Origin of the sequence: Arthrobacter sp. cf158 (assembly GCF_900106835.1) — a bacterium.
Taxonomy (GTDB): domain Bacteria; phylum Actinomycetota; class Actinomycetes; order Actinomycetales; family Micrococcaceae; genus Arthrobacter.
On record NZ_FNNR01000006.1, the window covers coordinates 1 to 15,482 of the forward strand.

At 63.2% G+C, this 15,482-nt stretch carries 15 protein-coding genes and 1 rRNA gene; all 16 read right to left on the reverse strand.

The annotated features are described in order from the left end of the window. Positions 1-90 (reverse strand): 16S ribosomal RNA (locus tag BLW08_RS12900); the annotation flags it as partial. Between the two features lie 786 nt (positions 91-876). Further along, entirely contained in the window at positions 877-2,379 is a 1,503-nt protein-coding gene (locus tag BLW08_RS12905; protein WP_091325589.1) for a DHA2 family efflux MFS transporter permease subunit, read from the reverse strand. A gap of 105 nt (positions 2,380-2,484) precedes the next feature. After that, entirely contained in the window at positions 2,485-3,387 is a 903-nt protein-coding gene (gene panC / locus BLW08_RS12910) for a pantoate--beta-alanine ligase (RefSeq protein ID WP_090822372.1), read from the reverse strand. Between the two features lie 5 nt (positions 3,388-3,392). Next, on the reverse strand, positions 3,393-4,301 hold the full coding sequence (locus BLW08_RS12915) for a Rossmann-like and DUF2520 domain-containing protein (RefSeq protein WP_091325591.1): 909 nt from the start codon (positions 4,299-4,301) through the stop codon (positions 3,393-3,395). After that, positions 4,294-5,877, reverse strand: coding sequence for a PH domain-containing protein (locus BLW08_RS12920; RefSeq protein ID WP_254779853.1), 1,584 nt, complete (start codon positions 5,875-5,877; stop codon positions 4,294-4,296). Before BLW08_RS12920 ends, BLW08_RS12915 begins: the two co-directional genes overlap by 8 nt. Before the next feature lie 20 nt (positions 5,878-5,897). Continuing rightward, a complete protein-coding gene (locus BLW08_RS12925; protein ID WP_091325595.1) occupies positions 5,898-6,410 on the reverse strand; it encodes a PH domain-containing protein in 513 nt (170 codons plus the stop codon). Then, positions 6,391-6,912: a DUF3180 domain-containing protein gene (locus BLW08_RS12930; RefSeq protein WP_091325597.1), complete on the reverse strand. Its 522-nt coding sequence runs from the start codon at positions 6,910-6,912 to the stop codon at positions 6,391-6,393. The genes BLW08_RS12925 and BLW08_RS12930 overlap by 20 nt, the downstream gene beginning before the upstream one ends. 2 nt (positions 6,913-6,914) lie before the next feature. Then, the gene (gene folK, locus BLW08_RS12935; RefSeq protein WP_090822362.1) at positions 6,915-7,454 is read right to left on the reverse strand and encodes a 2-amino-4-hydroxy-6-hydroxymethyldihydropteridine diphosphokinase; all 540 of its coding nucleotides are present in this window, start codon (positions 7,452-7,454) and stop codon (positions 6,915-6,917) included. Beyond that, positions 7,451-7,810, reverse strand: coding sequence for a dihydroneopterin aldolase (gene folB, locus BLW08_RS12940; RefSeq protein WP_090822360.1), 360 nt, complete (start codon positions 7,808-7,810; stop codon positions 7,451-7,453). Before folB ends, folK begins: the two co-directional genes overlap by 4 nt. A gap of 12 nt (positions 7,811-7,822) precedes the next feature. Then, positions 7,823-8,728: a dihydropteroate synthase gene (gene folP / locus BLW08_RS12945; RefSeq protein ID WP_091325599.1), complete on the reverse strand. Its 906-nt coding sequence runs from the start codon at positions 8,726-8,728 to the stop codon at positions 7,823-7,825. Between the two features lie 5 nt (positions 8,729-8,733). Next, positions 8,734-9,369, reverse strand: a complete 636-nt coding sequence (gene folE / locus BLW08_RS12950; protein WP_090822646.1) for a GTP cyclohydrolase I FolE — start codon at positions 9,367-9,369, stop codon at positions 8,734-8,736. Between the two features lie 10 nt (positions 9,370-9,379). Continuing rightward, positions 9,380-11,449, reverse strand: coding sequence for an ATP-dependent zinc metalloprotease FtsH (gene ftsH, locus BLW08_RS12955; RefSeq protein WP_090822356.1), 2,070 nt, complete (start codon positions 11,447-11,449; stop codon positions 9,380-9,382). 197 nt (positions 11,450-11,646) lie between these two features. Then, positions 11,647-12,483: a hypothetical protein gene (locus BLW08_RS12960; RefSeq protein WP_090822353.1), complete on the reverse strand. Its 837-nt coding sequence runs from the start codon at positions 12,481-12,483 to the stop codon at positions 11,647-11,649. 132 nt (positions 12,484-12,615) lie between these two features. Next, positions 12,616-13,167, reverse strand: a complete 552-nt coding sequence (gene hpt / locus BLW08_RS12965; RefSeq protein WP_026540856.1) for a hypoxanthine phosphoribosyltransferase — start codon at positions 13,165-13,167, stop codon at positions 12,616-12,618. A 31-nt stretch (positions 13,168-13,198) separates the two neighbouring features. Further along, positions 13,199-14,269, reverse strand: a complete 1,071-nt coding sequence (gene tilS / locus BLW08_RS12970) for a tRNA lysidine(34) synthetase TilS (RefSeq protein ID WP_091325979.1) — start codon at positions 14,267-14,269, stop codon at positions 13,199-13,201. 86 nt (positions 14,270-14,355) lie between these two features. Further along, the gene (locus BLW08_RS12975; protein WP_090822643.1) at positions 14,356-15,477 is read right to left on the reverse strand and encodes a zinc-dependent metalloprotease; all 1,122 of its coding nucleotides are present in this window, start codon (positions 15,475-15,477) and stop codon (positions 14,356-14,358) included. Between the last annotated feature and the right edge of the window lie 5 nt (positions 15,478-15,482).

Below are 15,482 nucleotides of genomic sequence, written 5' to 3' on the forward strand. Positions count from 1 at the left end.
CACCCAGCAAGCTGGGCATCATCGTTCGACTTGCATGTGTTAAGCACGCCGCCAGCGTTCATCCTGAGCCAGGATCAAACTCTCCGTTGAAAAAAACAAATCAAACAGACACAACCACACCCACCGGAAATAACGGCGAACACGGCTGCACAAAATTCGAAACCAGCTGAAAACCAGACCACCACACACGGGGGTGCGCGACAATCCGGCCATAATTTCAACCAATCAAAAAACAATCGGTATCAACAAACTTGGCACACTATTGAGTTCTCAAACAACAGACACACCCGGCACCACCCACACCCACCAAAGGGTCCAAGATCGCTCCGGAGCAACTTTTCAAACTTACCCGAACCAGCCGCACAAAGCAAACCAGCACCAGGCCTCCCACACCACAACCGCAGCACACAAAAGCACTACCGAAACCGGCGATTTGAAGGGAGATTGTCGCTAACTTTCCGCATCAGCGGCGGCGACTCGAATAACTTTACACGCGCCCCACCCCCACACCAAATCCACCCCAACACCACCCAAAAACCCCGCAAACACACGCCAAACAAAGCAAACAACCCCCCAAAACAACCCCAAAACCACCAACACCAACCCCGTGAACCCCATCACACCACCCAAACCCCCACCCAACCCGCCCCCTCACACCAAACCCACCAACCGCCATCGAACACCAACCCGCCACCTCCGCCAACCCCACCAACCGCCGTCGAACACCAACCCCGGAAACCAACAACGCTCCCCCACCACAGTGAGAGAGCGTTGCCCAAAAAAGACCAAAACGTGAGAGAGGATCCCCCGAAAACCCCAAAAAGGTGAGAGAGCGTCGGAAGGGTGGGAAGGTGCGGGGGAGGTGCGAGGCGAGGGTCAGTGACCTCCGTGGCCTCCGGCACCTTCGGTCTTGCGCATCATGGCACCGAGGATGACGGCAGCAACGGCAATGATGGTGGCTGCCAGGAACGCTGCCTGCATGCCGGCAACGAGGCCGGACGAAGCAGAAACCACGGCGTAGATGGACACGAGCAATGCGGTACCAGCTGCACCGGAAACCTGCTGGGCGGTGCTGATGATCGCCGAACCGTGTGAATAGAGGTGCGGCGGCAGTGGGTTCAGGCCGGTGGTGAAGGCCGGGGTGAACAACAATGCCAGGCCGAGGCTCAACGTAACGTGCAGCGCAATCACCCATCCCAGCGCGCTTCCCTCATCAAGCCGGGAGAACTGCCACAGAGTCAGGACCATGAGGACTGAGCCGGAAACGGTGAGCGGCAGCGGACCCACTTTGTCGAAGATGCGGCCAATGACCGGACCCAGCAAACCCATGGCCAAACCGCCCGGCAGCAACGCCAACCCGGTCTCCAACGGCTGCAGGTGCAGGGTGTTCTGCAGGTACAGCGGCAGCAGGATCACACCACCGAACAGCGCCATCATGGCGACGACCATCAGCAGCGTGGAAACCGTGAACATCCGGAATTTGAAGGCGCGGAGGTCCAGCAGCGGCGCGTCCGATTTCTGGAGCTTCAACTGCCGGAAGACAAACAGCGCCAGGCAGAGGAGACCCACCACCAGGGCGATGACCGGAACAATCCCGGCGTTGGCGCCACCAATCTGGCTCAGGCCGTACACCAGGCCACCGAAGGCAGGAACAGTGAGGATCACCGAAGCAACATCCAAAGTGGTCTTCTCGCGCTCACCCACGTTGGTGAGGTATTTGGCGCCAATCGCAAAGGCTGCCAAGGCAACGGGCAGCACGAACACGAACATGAAGCGCCACGAGAAGTGGTCCAGGATGATGCCGGAAACGGTGGGCCCCATGGCAGGAGCAACCGAGATAGCAATGCTGACGTTGCCCATGACGGCACCGCGCTTTGCCATGGGTACCAGCGTGAGGATGGTGGTCATCAGCAATGGCAGCATGATGGCCGTTCCGCCGGCCTGGACAATGCGCGCCAGCAGCAGCACCAGGAATCCCGGTGCCAAGGCGGCCAACAATGTGCCGCCGCTGAAGAGTCCCATAGCCAGCATGAACGCCCCGCGCGTGCTCATCCGTTGCAGGATGAACCCGGTGGTGGGGATGACGACTGCCATGGTCAGCATGAACCCGGTGGCCAACCACTGGACTGTGGAAGCGCTGACCTGCAGGTCCGTCATGAGCCGCTGCAGGGCGACGTTCATGATGGTCTCGTTGAGGATCACCACGAAGGTGGCAACCAGCAACGTGACGATGACCGTCACCGATTCGCGGGACATCTTGCCCGACACAGGCGCCTGTGACACCGGAGCCTGCGGGGCGGCTGCCTCCGCAGAGGCGACGGTACCGGAAGCGCCGGATTCAGGCTTGCCGTTGGCGTCGGACGTGACGTCGGTAGACATGAGGGTTCCCCAAGGTTTGGATTTGGTGTCCGGCGATCTGTGCCGGTGAAGACTAAAACAGTCTAAACGCCCATCCAATTCCCGTCAGCAGGAAAATTCCAAACGTTAGGAAAACAACGGGGCGTTATCGATGAGCCGCACCGGGCCAACCTTGGCTGCAATGATCGCCAGTCCTTCACCGCGGAAGGGCGTCTCCTTGCAGTTCTCTGCCAGCGGCTCCAGCGTGGCAGGATCCACGACGTCGAAATAGTCCAGTTCCACCAGTGGCTGGGATTCAACAAGCGCGACGGCGGAATCCAGGTCCAGCGGTTGGTGTGCGGTGGCGCGCGACTCAATGAGGCGCAAAGCCCGCGACAACACCAGCGCGGCCTCCCGCTCCTCCTCAGAGAGAAAACGATTGCGGCTGGACAACGCCAAACCGTCCTCACTCCGCACGATCGGCACGGGAACAATTTCCACCGGGAAGTTCAAGTCAGAAACCATGCGCTTCACCAGAGCCAACTGTTGCGCGTCCTTCTGGCCAAAGTAAGCCCGGTAGGCCGCCGTCGTGCCGTCCGTGGCAGCACCTCCGGGCAGTCCGTAGTGAAGCAGCTTGGCCACCACAGTCAGGGCGCCGTCGAAGTGCCCCGGGCGCGAGGCACCTTCCCACTTTTCGCCCAACGGGCCGGATGTGACCCGCACCAAGGGCTGGCCGCCGGGATACACCTCGTCCACGGACGGTGCGAAGACGAGGTCCACGCCTTCGGCATCAAGCAGGGCCATATCTGCCTGGAGGGTCCGTGGGTAGCGGTCAAGATCCACAGCATCACCGAACTGCAGCGGGTTCACGAAGATGGTGGCCACCACGACGTCGTTCTCAGCCACTGCGGTCCGCGCCAACGCCGCGTGGCCCGCGTGCAAAGCCCCCATTGTGGGCACCAGGCCCTGCGAGTTTCCACCTTTGGCAGCCAGGAGCCTGGCACTCTCGGCGCGCAGTTCCGCCGCGGTAGTCACGAGTTTGATGGCCATGCTGTTCAGTTTCCTTCCGGCGCGTTGGGTTCAGCGCCCAACGCCTGGTCAATGTCATTCAGTTGTTCCGGGCGCAGCAACCCGCGGTTTACCGCCCGGCGGGCAGTAGCCTGCGCCATGGCTTGGTAGGCCGCGAGGACACCGCCGCCCGCACCGCCGTCGTATTCCCTCAGTGCCTGCGCGTGCGCCGCGACAGTACCCACATCCCCGCGCGCCACGGGACCTGTCAGTGCCGATTCGCCGGAGGCAAGGGCGTTCTCCAGCGTGGCCCGCAGCAGCGGACCGAGCATGGATTCAGGGGATTCGACCCCGATCTCCCGGAGCATCTGCGACGCCTGCGCCACCAGCGTGACCATGTGGTTGGAGCTGTGCGCGAGGGACGCGTGATAGAGCGTGCGGTCCCCTTCGGCAATGACCACTGGCTCAGCACCCATCTCAACTACCAATGCCTGGGCGATCGGAAGCATGGCGGCGTCGGCGGTCACTCCGAAAGTGCAGTCCATGACCCGGGTCAGGTCCAGGCTCATACCGGTGAAGGTCATGGCCGGGTGCAGTGCCAGTGGGATGGCGCCGGCTGGGCGGACCGGACTGAGGATTCCGACGCCGAATCGGCCGGACGTATGCGCCACCAGTTGGCCAGGCTGCCAGGCGCCGAGCTTTGCCAGTCCGGCGACCAACTCCCCCAAGGCATCGTCCGGAACAGCCAACAGCACGAGTTCCGAGCGTTCCACGATGTCCTGGATCTCCAGGATCGGAACGCCGGGAAGCAGGGTCCCGGCCCGCTCCCGGCTCGCCTCGGACACAGCAGAAACCCCGACGACGGCGTGTTCGGCCGCGCGCAAAGCGGCACCGAGGACGGCACCCACCTTGCCGGCGCCGATGATGCCAACTCCGAGTCGTCCTGGCCTAGCCATTGTGTCGGTCCTCCTGGGGTGAAGTCTGGGGTTGAACGGGTTGTACAGGTTGTACAGGTTGTACGGGTTGTACAGGCTGCGCTGGCCGTTGGGGCTGTTCGGCTTCCACCGTGGCCGCAACCTCGGGCGCCTGCGGTGCTACCTGAGCCAGCCACTGTTCGCTGGTTTGCCGCTTCCGAGCTTCACGTGCCCGGGCGGACTGCTGGTCGAAGAGCTCCACGGCCTGCTCCACTCCAGCTTGGAACACGCGGGGAGAAACGGGTCCAGCGGTGGTGTGGAGAACCAGATCGGCCACCCCGAAGCGCCGCGCCAACGGTCCCTGCTGCAGCGCCATGGATTGCGTCCGCTGATGAGGCACAAGGACCAAGGTGCGCCACCAACGGCCGGAACGGATCACCAAGGCAGTCCGGGTGGCAAAGAATCCGTTGCGCCGCCAACCCAAAGGGGCCAGCAAGCGGGCACGGCGGGGCGTGGTGACGAACCCGTCCCCTGCGCTGGACTGAGGCCCGGCCGGTGCCAAACCCTCCAGCCCGGCAGTGAAGACCCGTTCCGGATCCCCCACACCAGGATCCGGCAGTACCAACGACATCATCCGCATGACATCAGACTTCAAGCCAACAGGAAGCAACATGGTGCGTGCAGCACCCTCACTGCTGGCCGAAACACCGTAGCCGGCAACGTTGACGTGCATCCGGTACCAGCCGAAGACCCTCCAAAGGGGTGGCTGAGTGACCATCAGCGCCTGGATGCGTCCGGGCGGTACGGTCTGCGCCTGCGTATCCAACAAGCCGTAGCGAAGGCGGATGCCGTCCGGGGAGATGGCCGCGGTGAAGTTGTAGCCCTTGTTGAACGAACTCCAATACGCGGCACCGATACCCAAAATGCCAGGGATGAGCGCCAGGAAAATGGCGTTGTTCTCCAGGAGAACCGAGGTGGTGACAACAACAGCGGCGCCGAGCAGAATACCGACGGTTTGCTCGCTTAACAGCAGGGCACCGATGAGCCTGCCCGGCGGCACGGCCAGCACCACGTGCTCCGGCGCTTCGGGAATCTCCTCGATTGTCTCGGGACCGCTGACCACGCCCGCTGCCCGCGCAAGGATGGTGGCGCGGAGCTGCTTGGCCTGGTGGAGCGGAAGGTAAGCCAGCCGCACTGCCGACTCGCCGGCGTCGGCCACTTCAAACTTGAGTTCGGCGAGACCAAAAATCCGTGCCAGGAGCGGCTGCACAATGTCGATGGCCTGCACACGGTCCAGGCGTGCCTGCCGCTGCTGCTTAAACAGGAAGCCGGTGTTCACCCGCACATAGCCTTCGGCCACCTGGTAGCGCGTGAAATACCAGCTGAGGATGAAGCCGCCAACTGTCAGGAGCAAAACGACGGCGCCGCCGGCCAGGAGCCATGGAACACGGCCGTTCAGGTTGGGATCCAGGAAATCCCGGCCCTGCAGCATCCGCTCAAAAGCGTCGCGGCCGAAGAAGAATCCGACGGCGGCCAGCGCCACCCAGCCGCGAACGAATGGTGACGCCGGGTGGACACGCTTCCAGTCGCCGTCGACCGTTGCAGCCGGCGGGCTCACAGCCGCACTGTCCGCAGGGCTCACAGCCCAGCCAGCCTGGCTTCTCCGCGGGCAGAAAGTTGCTCGCGCAGACGCGCGCCTTCCTCAGCGGGGAGTCCTGGCAGATGTGCGTTTGTTCCAGCCGAGGCCGTGTGAAGTTTCAGGGTGCACAGCCCCAGGCCGCGCTCGACGGGCCCCACTGCCACGTCCACATACTGCATCCGGCCGTAGGGAACCACCATGGTGCGCTGGAAGAAGATGCCGCGGCGGATGAGGAGATCGTCATCGCGTTCTGCGTAGCCGATGGCACGCACTTGGCGCGGTATCAGCAGGAGCCGCCACAGTGCCAGAACCAGCATTACCGCCGGAACCGTGATGGCGAGCCATAAGGGTGGCCAGAGCCACCAACCCAACAGCACGAAAATGAGCGGCAAGCTGAGAATGGCCACCATGAAGACATTGCCGATGGCCCACTCCACCAAGCGAACGGTGACGTACTTCGGGGACACCCGAAGCCACTGAACGCCAGGAGGGTCAATCGCCTCGGTATGCATACTCGCCTTCACCTTTGGTTTCGCCGCGACGGGGTTCCGGTCCGGCGGTACCGCCCTCAAAGTCCTCCGGGGGTATCCGGCAGAACCGTTCAACAACAAGTCCAACCACTACCATCACCACGCCTCCACCGCCCATCAGCACGGCGTTCCAGAGGATGCCTTCACCGCTGCGCAAGCCGCCGACTCGGAGAAGGTCAACCGAGATTCCCGCATGCCAGCCGAGGAGCAACGTTCCGGCGTAGGCGCAGGCCTGGGCCAAAATCAGGGTCCGGGCCGCCAGGATCGGGTTGAGCATGTTCTTCTTTTTGCCATTCCGCCACCGCAGAACCCGGATCCCCATGACAAGCGTGAGGCCGACAATGACGCCCATGGTGATCAGCGCAGAGACTGGCAGGACCGGGGTGGGCATGCTGAAGCGGTTGGTAGTTGCAGTGGCCAACCAGCCGATGACGGCAGCGATGACGGCAATGAGCACCAGAACCACGGGGCGCATGGCTTTCATGGCTACTCCACCGCTCCCGTCGCTGGCACTCCGGCGACGTCACCGTAGCCGTCAAACCGACGAATGTCCGGCATGTCAGCTGCGACGGCGGCAAGATCGGCAACGCTCTGACCGTTGAGTTTCGCGTGTGGTTCCAGCAGGGACCACGGATAGAGAACAAAAGCGCGCTCCCCCGCCCGGGGGTGCGGGAGGGTGAGGATGGGGTCGTCACTGACGAGGTCGCCGAACACGACAATGTCGACGTCCAGCGTCCGGGGACCCCAGCGCACCTCACGGGTACGGTGGTGCTTCTCCTCCACCTCGTTGCAGTGCTTCAAAAGCTCCAACGGCGTAAGCGTGGTCTCCACAGCCATGACCATGTTCAGAAAGTCGGGTTGGCCCTCGGGACCGCCAACTGCCTTGGTCTGCACCACCGGAGAAACGCCCAGGAGACGAACCTCCGGAGGGTCCACCAGATCGGCCACGGCGGTGGACAGAGTGTCGTTACGTTCCCCCAGGTTGCTGCCAAGGGCCAGGATGGCCTTGGTATAGCCGGACGTCATGATCGCTCCCGGTGGACGCTGACAGTGACGTCGCCGAACGGCACCTCGATGGGAGCTTTGGGCTTGTGGATGGTGACGTCGACCGCGGCCACGGTGTAATTCGCCAGAATGGCCTCGGCAATCCTGACGGCCAGGGCCTCGATCAGGTTCAAGGGCTCGCCCTCGATGTGTTGGGTGATCAGTTCAGCAACTTCGCCGTAATGGGCTGTGTACTGCAGGTCATCCGTCTGGGCAGCCTTGGTGAAATCCGTGTGCAGCACGGCATCCACCACGAACGGCTGGCCATCACGGCGCTCGAAATCGAAGACTCCGTGATAACCGACGGCGGTGACGCCGGTCAGCGTGATCCTGTCCACAGCGTTTTCCAATCAGCGGGCTATACGGGCGGCGACCTTGACGGCGTCAAGGTTGGGGCCGACGTCGTGGACGCGGACAGCCCAAGCGCCCTTGGTGGCGCTCAAAGCGGTAATGGCAGCGGTGGCGGCGTCGCGTTCCAAGGGAGCAGCCGACTTACCGGACACGGTGAGAAGCGAACCGAGGAACCGCTTGCGGGAAGCAGCCACCATCACTTTGTGGCCAAGCGTGAAGAGCTGGTCCAGGTTCTTGAGGATCTCCCAGTTCTGGTCCTCGTTCTTGGAGAAACCTACGCCGGGATCGATGATGATCTGCTCCGGAGCCACGCCCGCTGCGTACAGCTTGTCGCGGACGCCGCTGAGCTCAGCCACCACGTCCTCAGTCACGTTGTTGTAGTCCGTGAGGCTGTCCATGGTCAGGGCGTCGCCGCGGCGGTGCGTGAGGATGTAGGGAACCTTGGTGCGCGCCACGAGCTCGGGCATGTCCGGCTCAATGGTCAGGCCGGACACATCGTTGATGATGGCCGCTCCGGCGTCCACTGCTGCCGCTGCCGTGGACGTGTGCATCGTGTCGATGCTGACCAGCGCACCGGCCTTGACCAGGGCCTGAATCACCGGGATGACGCGGCGCTGTTCTTCCTCAGGGGAAACCGGCTCGGCGCCCGAGCGCGTGGATTCGCCCCCGACGTCGATGATGTCCGCCCCTGCGTAGAACATGCGCAGCCCCAGCGCGATGGCAGTATCCGGCGTGCGGTGGGTGCCGCCGTCGCTGAAGGAATCCGGGGTGACATTGAGGATTCCCATGACCAGCGTGCGGTCCGTTGGCAGGTCCTCGAACCTTGCCGCGGGGCGCGGCTTGCGGAGAACCGGCAGCGGGCTTGTAGCCGGGCCGGTTCCGGGTGCTGCAGCGAGGGAGTCCATAGTGCTTACCTTCCGAGTATGAGGCTCATGGCCTCGGCGCGGGTGGCCGGGTCATGGAGTTGACCGCGCACCGCGCTGGTGACGGTCTTCGCGCCGGGCTTGCGGATGCCGCGCATTGACATACACATGTGTTCACATTCGACGACGACTATCGCCCCGCGTGGGTTGAGGTGCTTCACGAGCGCCTCCACGATCTGGGTGGTGAGGCGTTCCTGCACCTGAGGGCGTCGCGCATAGATGTCCACCAGCCTGGCAAGCTTGCTTAGGCCGGTCACCTTGCCGTCATGCGACGGAATATAACCAACATGCGCGACGCCGTGGAACGGCACCAAGTGATGCTCGCACGTGGAGTAGAAGGGGATGTCCTTCACCAGGACAAGCTCTTCATGGTCAAGGTCGAACGTGGTGGACAGGACATCCGCAGGGTGCTGGTGCAGCCCTGCAAACACCTCGGCATAAGCCTTGGCTACGCGCTTGGGCGTGTCCTGGAGCCCACCACGGTCGGGATCTTCACCTATTGCCAGGAGAATCTCGCGGACAGCCGCTTCAATACGCGGGCGGTCAACTTTGTGGCCGTGCTTGGAGCCCGCGGCGGAACCGTGGGCGGCGGCGAGGTCGTCGTCGTCGTCGAAATGAGTCACAGCAGAAAGCTTAGCCGTGATGCGGGTGGTCGTTGCCGCCGTCGGGATGCGGGGCCTGGAACGAATCCTGGCTGCTGACTCCTTGGGCATGCGGTGCGACGACGTCCAGCGGCTCGTCCAGACGCGCCTTCTTGGCTTCTTCCTGGGCTTCGCGTTCAGCCTTCTCAGCGCGGCTTTCCACCGGTGGAATCGACTGGACCGGACGGGACTCCTTGGACAGCCAGATTTCGCGGAAATCGCGCTTCCGGATGTCGTGGAAGATCTCGGCGATCTCGGCCTGGTTCAGGGTTTCCCGCTCAAGCAGTTCCAATGCCAAGCGGTCCAGGACATCGCGGTTCTCCGTGAGGATGGCATAAGCCTCATCGTGCGCCTGATCGATCAGGCGACGAACTTCCTCGTCCACGACGTACGCGATCTGGTCCGAGAAGTTGCGCTCCTGTGCAGCGTCGCGGCCGAGGAACGGTTCGCCGCCACCCTGGCCCAGCTTCACGGCGCCAACGCGTTCGCTCATGCCGTACTGCGTAACCATCTTCCGGGCCGTGGAGGTGGCCTTTTCGATGTCATTTGAGGCACCGGTGGAGGGGTCGTGGAAAACGATCTCCTCGGCAACACGGCCACCCATGGCGTAGGCCATCTGGTCCAGGAGTTCGTTGCGGGTCACCGAGTACTTGTCGTCCTCGGGAATCACCATGGTGTAGCCAAGGGCACGGCCACGGGGAAGGATGGTGATCTTGGTGACCGGAGCGGAGTTGCGCAAGGCAGCGGCAACCAGCGCGTGGCCGCCTTCGTGGTACGCGGTGATCTTGCGTTCAAGTTCCTTCATCACGCGGCTGCGCTTCTGCGGGCCGGCCATGACGCGGTCGATTGCCTCGTCCAGCGCGCGATCGTCAATCAGGTTGGCGTTGGAACGCGCCGTCAGCAATGCGGCTTCGTTGAGCACGTTGGCCAGGTCAGCACCGGTGTAACCGGGAGTCTTCTTGGCCACGGCTTTAAGGTCGATGCCTTGCGCCATGGGCTTGCCCTTGGCGTGAACGTTAAGGATCTGTTCGCGGCCGATCATGTCCGGGGCTTCCACGGTGATCTGGCGGTCGAAGCGGCCCGGGCGCAGCAAAGCGGGGTCCAGGACGTCCGGACGGTTGGTAGCCGCGATGAGGATGACGTTGGTCTTGACGTCGAAGCCGTCCATCTCCACGAGGAGCTGGTTCAGGGTCTGCTCACGCTCGTCATTACCGCCACCGATGCCGGCGCCACGGTGACGACCGACAGCGTCGATTTCATCAACGAAGATGATGGCGGGGGAACTTGCCTTGGCCTGCTCGAAGAGGTCGCGGACACGGGAAGCACCAACACCGACGAACATCTCAACGAAGTCCGAGCCGGAGATGGAGAAGAAGGGAACGCCGGCCTCGCCGGCAACAGCACGGGCCAGCAGCGTCTTACCAGTGCCCGGAGGGCCGTACAGCAGCACACCCTTGGGGATCTTGGCGCCAACGGCCTGGAACTTTGCGGGTTCCTGGAGGAACTCTTTGATTTCCTGGAGCTCCTCAACGGCCTCGTCAGCACCGGCGACGTCGGAGAAGGTCACCTGCGGCATGTCCTTGTTGACCAGCTTGGCCTTGGACTTGCCGAACTGCATCACCTTGGAGCCGCCGCCCTGCATGCGGGAAAGAAGGAACCAGAACAGCACACCAAGCAGCAGCACCGGGATGAGCAGCGAGAACAAGCCGGAGAACCAGTTGTTCTCGATCGGCTGGTCCGTGAAGCCCTTGTCCGGGTTGGCGTTGGTAACAGCCTTCACAACATCAGGACCGCGATCCGTGACGTAGAAGAACTGGACGTTCTTGCCCTTGTCCTGGCCATCCAGGTTCAGGTTGTCCTTGAGCACCAGGTCAACGCGGTTCTCGGCGTCGAAGATCTTGGCCTGCTCAACCTTCCCGCTCTGGGAAAGGAGCTCCAGGCCTTCCTTGGTGTCAATGCGCGTGGAACCGCCCGGAGCCAGTGTTGCGAATGCCACCAGGAGCAAGCCAACGACGACAACAATCCAGATGCCCGGGCCCTTGAAGAAACTCTTAGCTTTCATCTGATCGGGGTTTTGCCCCGTCCCTCCTGGTAGTGCTGCAAGGCGCAACTTCTGCGCGCGAGTGGTGCTGCTTCAGTTTCAAGCTATACACCGTTCCCAGTAATTCACGCATCGGAAAGTCCAAAAGTTCCCTCTGGGCGTACACAGGATACTCGCGTCCGACGCATCGGGACAGGCTTTTTTACTCTGGCGATGAGTCAGGCCGCGGCCACCGGGAGCACCAGCAGATAACCCGTGGGAAGATCCGTGCTCCAACGCCGGGGTTCGCGGACCACGAACTGCGTGGCCAACTGCTCCGGGGTGAGCAGGCTGTTCGGCTCGGGCGACGGGCCCCATTGTCCGCTGCCGTGCGGGTATAGCGGATCCAGCACATGGACACCGGTCACGTGGAACTCCGGGAACCGGGCAGGATCACCTACGGACTCGAATCCGCTCATCACCCATGCGTGGCGACCACTCCACATGACGAGCCCCACCGGCCGGCCGGTCTCTGCAATTGCCCGGGCCGCGGTCTGCAGTGTGTCCTCATAGTTGGCGATGCTGACCACCGTGTACGGACCCATCCCCACCTCGGTCAGAACCTGGGCCCAACCCCGCGGATTGGCCCCGTTGAACGCGTTGGAGGACCTCGCCCGGGCCATCTCCCACAGTTCGCCCTGCTGCGCCGCACCGGCCCAGGATGCTCCACGCGTGCCGTCAGTAAGGTTGTGCGCCATCTGGATGCTGGCCGCAACGCACCAGTCAAAGGTGTACTGCGGCACGAAGTCGCCCTCTTGGTAGAGGTTGAGGGCGAAGGCCTCGGGCGGAGGTGCTGGTGCTGGAGGTGCAGGCGCTGGCGGTACCGCGGTCACAGACGGTGGGGGCACGGCGGTTGCCGAGGGTGCTTGGGGAGGGGTGCCTGTTGGCAGGACCGTGGAACCCGCGGCGGATGGACCGGCAGCGGTCTCGTTGAGATCGGCCACAGGTGTACAGGCCGTGAGGAGGGTTGCCAGGACGGCAAAGCCAGCCAGCAGACGGGCGGGGGCACCGGTCATGGTTCAGTTTAGCTCCGGGCCTGTCCCAGAGCACCCCCTTAAACGCCAACGCCGCACCCGTTCGCGCCCCTGCACCAGAGTCTTCAAGGTGCGGATGGCGGGAAACTGTGCGGCGTAGAAGCGGAAAGAGGCTTACTCGTAGACGTGCGGGGCCAGGGTGCCCACGAAGTCCAGGTTGCGGTACTTCTCTGCGTAATCCAGGCCGTAGCCAACCACGAACTCGTTGGGGATGTCATAGCCCACGTACTTGACGTCGATTTCCACCTTGGCAGCGGTCGGCTTGCGGAAGGCCGTGCAGATCTCCACGCTGGCCGTACCCCGGGATTCCAGGTTGGACTTGAGCCAGGAAAGGGTCAGGCCGGAATCGATGATGTCTTCCACAATGAGAACGTCTTTGCCCATGAGGTCGGTATCGAGGTCCTTGAGGATCCGGACTACGCCGGAAGACTGGGTACCCGAACCGTAGGACGAGACGGCCATCCAGTCCATGCTCACGTGGCTGTGCAGCGCACGGGCGAGGTCGGCCATGACCATGACGGCGCCCTTGAGGACGCCGACAACCAAAATGTCGCGGCCCTCGTAGTCCTTGTCGATCTGCGCCGCGAGTTCTGCGATACGCGTTTGGATCTGCTCTTTGGTGTAAAGAACGTGCTTGAGATCTGCCTGGACGTCGTTTGAATCCACCAATGGCTCCTGTTTTGATGCTCGGGTGCGGCTACTGTTGGGACGGTTTCTGATGCCGGAATACTAGCTTCCCACAGCGCGCGGCTTCGCGGGGACCGGCCTGGGGCGAATCACCGGTCTCATTGGCCGCCGACGCGGCGTATGAAACCGGCCTCTCCTGCTCCAGATCGCTGAGGGACAAGCGAAACACACTGACGTGCCCCGGAAGCTCCACGGGCCCGGCTGACCCTTGCCGGCGAAGCAACGCTTCCGCGGCTTGGAGCCGCCCGTAGCCGGGTTGTTGACCCCCGACGTCGGCCGCCGCCTTCGCGATCACGCGGAACCTCAGCGCTGCCGGAAGCTGACGGACGGCGTCCTCGGGCAGCCATGCATCGCCGCCCTCCCGCCGCACAAGTGAGAGATAGGTCTCGTTGGCCAGCTCCTCAAGGAAATCCGCATCCTGCTGAAGGATGGCTGCCGTGCGTGCCAGCGACTCTGCAACTCCCGGTCCGAGCTTCGCCTCCAGTACGGGCATGACCTCCACCCGGGTCCTGGAACGGGCAAAGGCGGGATCTGCATTACTGGGGTCGTGCCAGGGATCAAGCTCCTCCACGTCACAGATTTCCAAAGTCTCTTCGCGGCGAAGTCCCAGGAAGGGGCGCAGCAGGCGACCACGGGCGGGCCTCATTCCGGCAAGGGAGCGCGTTCCCGAGCCGCGGGCCAGGCCCAGAAGCACCTGCTCAGCTTGGTCGTCCAGAGTGTGCCCCAGCAAGATCGCGCCACAGCCAAAGTCATCCGCAGCGGAGTCCAACGCGGAATGACGGGCATCCCTGGCAGCGGCCTCGGGGCCAAAACCAGTGGCCGCGACCTCCACGGTGCGCACTTCCACAGGAGAGAGCCCAAGCTCGCGGAGAACGGCCGCGGTCCTGTCAGCAACTTCCGAAGATCCGGCCTGCAGTTGGTGGTCAACCACGACGCCGGCCACGGTCACCGGATGACCGTCCACATGGCCACGCCGGGCAAAGTAGGCGGCGATAGCTGCGAGCGCCAAGGAATCCGGCCCGCCGCTGCAGGCGACCAGCACACGTGACGGATAGCCCACCGCGGCCAGGGCGTTCTGCAACTGCTTGCGTGCTTTGCCGACGACCGGGGCCAAACGCCCTGGCCGGCGTCGGCCCTTGGCTGCAGGAACTCCTGCGGCGGAAGCGGTCAAAGTCCCATCCGCTCAAGCCACAGCCTGGAGTTATGGATCTCTTCTTCCGTGGGGAGGTGCCCTGCTGCTTCCCAGACCCTGTTGAAGCCATCCATGCCTGCGACAGCGACAACCTCTCGCACGAACTTGGCGCCGTCCGTGTACTGGCGCATCTTGGCATCGAGGCCCAGGAGGTTGCGGATGAATTTCTCAACGACGCCGCGATCCTTGCCGCGGTCATTGAAGCGCTGGCGGATGGTCTTCACGGACGGAACGATGCTGGAGTCAACGGCATCCATCACCACATTTGCATGGCCTTCCAGCAGGCTCATGACGGCCGTGATGTGGGAGAGGGACGCTTTCTCTTCTGGATTCTGCAGGAGGTCCAGAATGGCGCCGCGGCCCGGGGCTTTTTCAGAGGGGTTGCGGTCGCGCAAGGACTTGGCCACTGCGCCGGCGCGTTCCACCAAGGAATCCATGTTGCCCAGGAGGTTGCCGCTGAGCTTCTCGATTTCGTCCAGCATGTGGTGCCTGAGCCATGGCGCGGCGGCGAACTGCACGCGGTGCGTTTGCTCATGCAGGCAGACCCAGAGGCGGAAGTCGTCAGGGTGGACGTTAAGTTCGCGTTCCACGGAGATGATGTTTGGCGCCACGAGCAGGAGCCGGCCTCCTGGCGGAACGTTGGAGTCCGGAGCCAAGGCAGCAAAGGGATCGTACTGGCCCAGGACCTTACTGGAAAGGAATGCCAGCACTGCACCGAGCTGGGTGCCGGTGATGGCGCCACTGGCTGCAGCTGCGGCGGGGGTCATGGACACTCCACTGCGGCTGTCCAGCATCTTTTTCAACGCGGGCTGCAGCATCACGGAGAAACTCTGCGTATTGGCCTTGGACCAAGAAGCACGGTCCACCACAAGGACGTGGGAATCGCGCAGATCCCGTGCGGCGTCCAAACCCGTGATGTCGTGCACATGCGGGACGGAGATATCCGCATTGAAGCGCAGGTTCTCCACCGCCTTGCCAATCTCTCCGGCGCTAAGCTCCGGACCGGGAGGGGCAAGCCGGGCAGCCGTAGAGGCGGCCAGGTCCCAATTGATCAGGGACGGGGCCCCTGCTGACGAATCGCGGGCAGATGACACCATAAGGA

Coding starts and splice junctions, on each gene's coding strand:
- BLW08_RS12905 (WP_091325589.1), bottom strand. CDS start 2,379: ATGTCTACCGACGTCACGTCCGACGCCAACGGCAAGCCTGAATCCGGC.
- panC (WP_090822372.1), bottom strand. CDS start 3,387: ATGGCCATCAAACTCGTGACTACCGCGGCGGAACTGCGCGCCGAGAGT.
- BLW08_RS12915 (WP_091325591.1), bottom strand. CDS start 4,301: ATGGCTAGGCCAGGACGACTCGGAGTTGGCATCATCGGCGCCGGCAAG.
- BLW08_RS12925 (WP_091325595.1), bottom strand. CDS start 6,410: ATGCATACCGAGGCGATTGACCCTCCTGGCGTTCAGTGGCTTCGGGTG.
- BLW08_RS12930 (WP_091325597.1), bottom strand. CDS start 6,912: ATGAAAGCCATGCGCCCCGTGGTTCTGGTGCTCATTGCCGTCATCGCT.
- folK (WP_090822362.1), bottom strand. CDS start 7,454: ATGACGTCCGGCTATACCAAGGCCATCCTGGCCCTTGGCAGCAACCTG.
- folP (WP_091325599.1), bottom strand. CDS start 8,728: ATGGACTCCCTCGCTGCAGCACCCGGAACCGGCCCGGCTACAAGCCCG.
- ftsH (WP_090822356.1), bottom strand. CDS start 11,449: ATGAAAGCTAAGAGTTTCTTCAAGGGCCCGGGCATCTGGATTGTTGTC.
- BLW08_RS12960 (WP_090822353.1), bottom strand. CDS start 12,483: ATGACCGGTGCCCCCGCCCGTCTGCTGGCTGGCTTTGCCGTCCTGGCA.
- BLW08_RS12975 (WP_090822643.1), bottom strand. CDS start 15,477: ATGGTGTCATCTGCCCGCGATTCGTCAGCAGGGGCCCCGTCCCTGATC.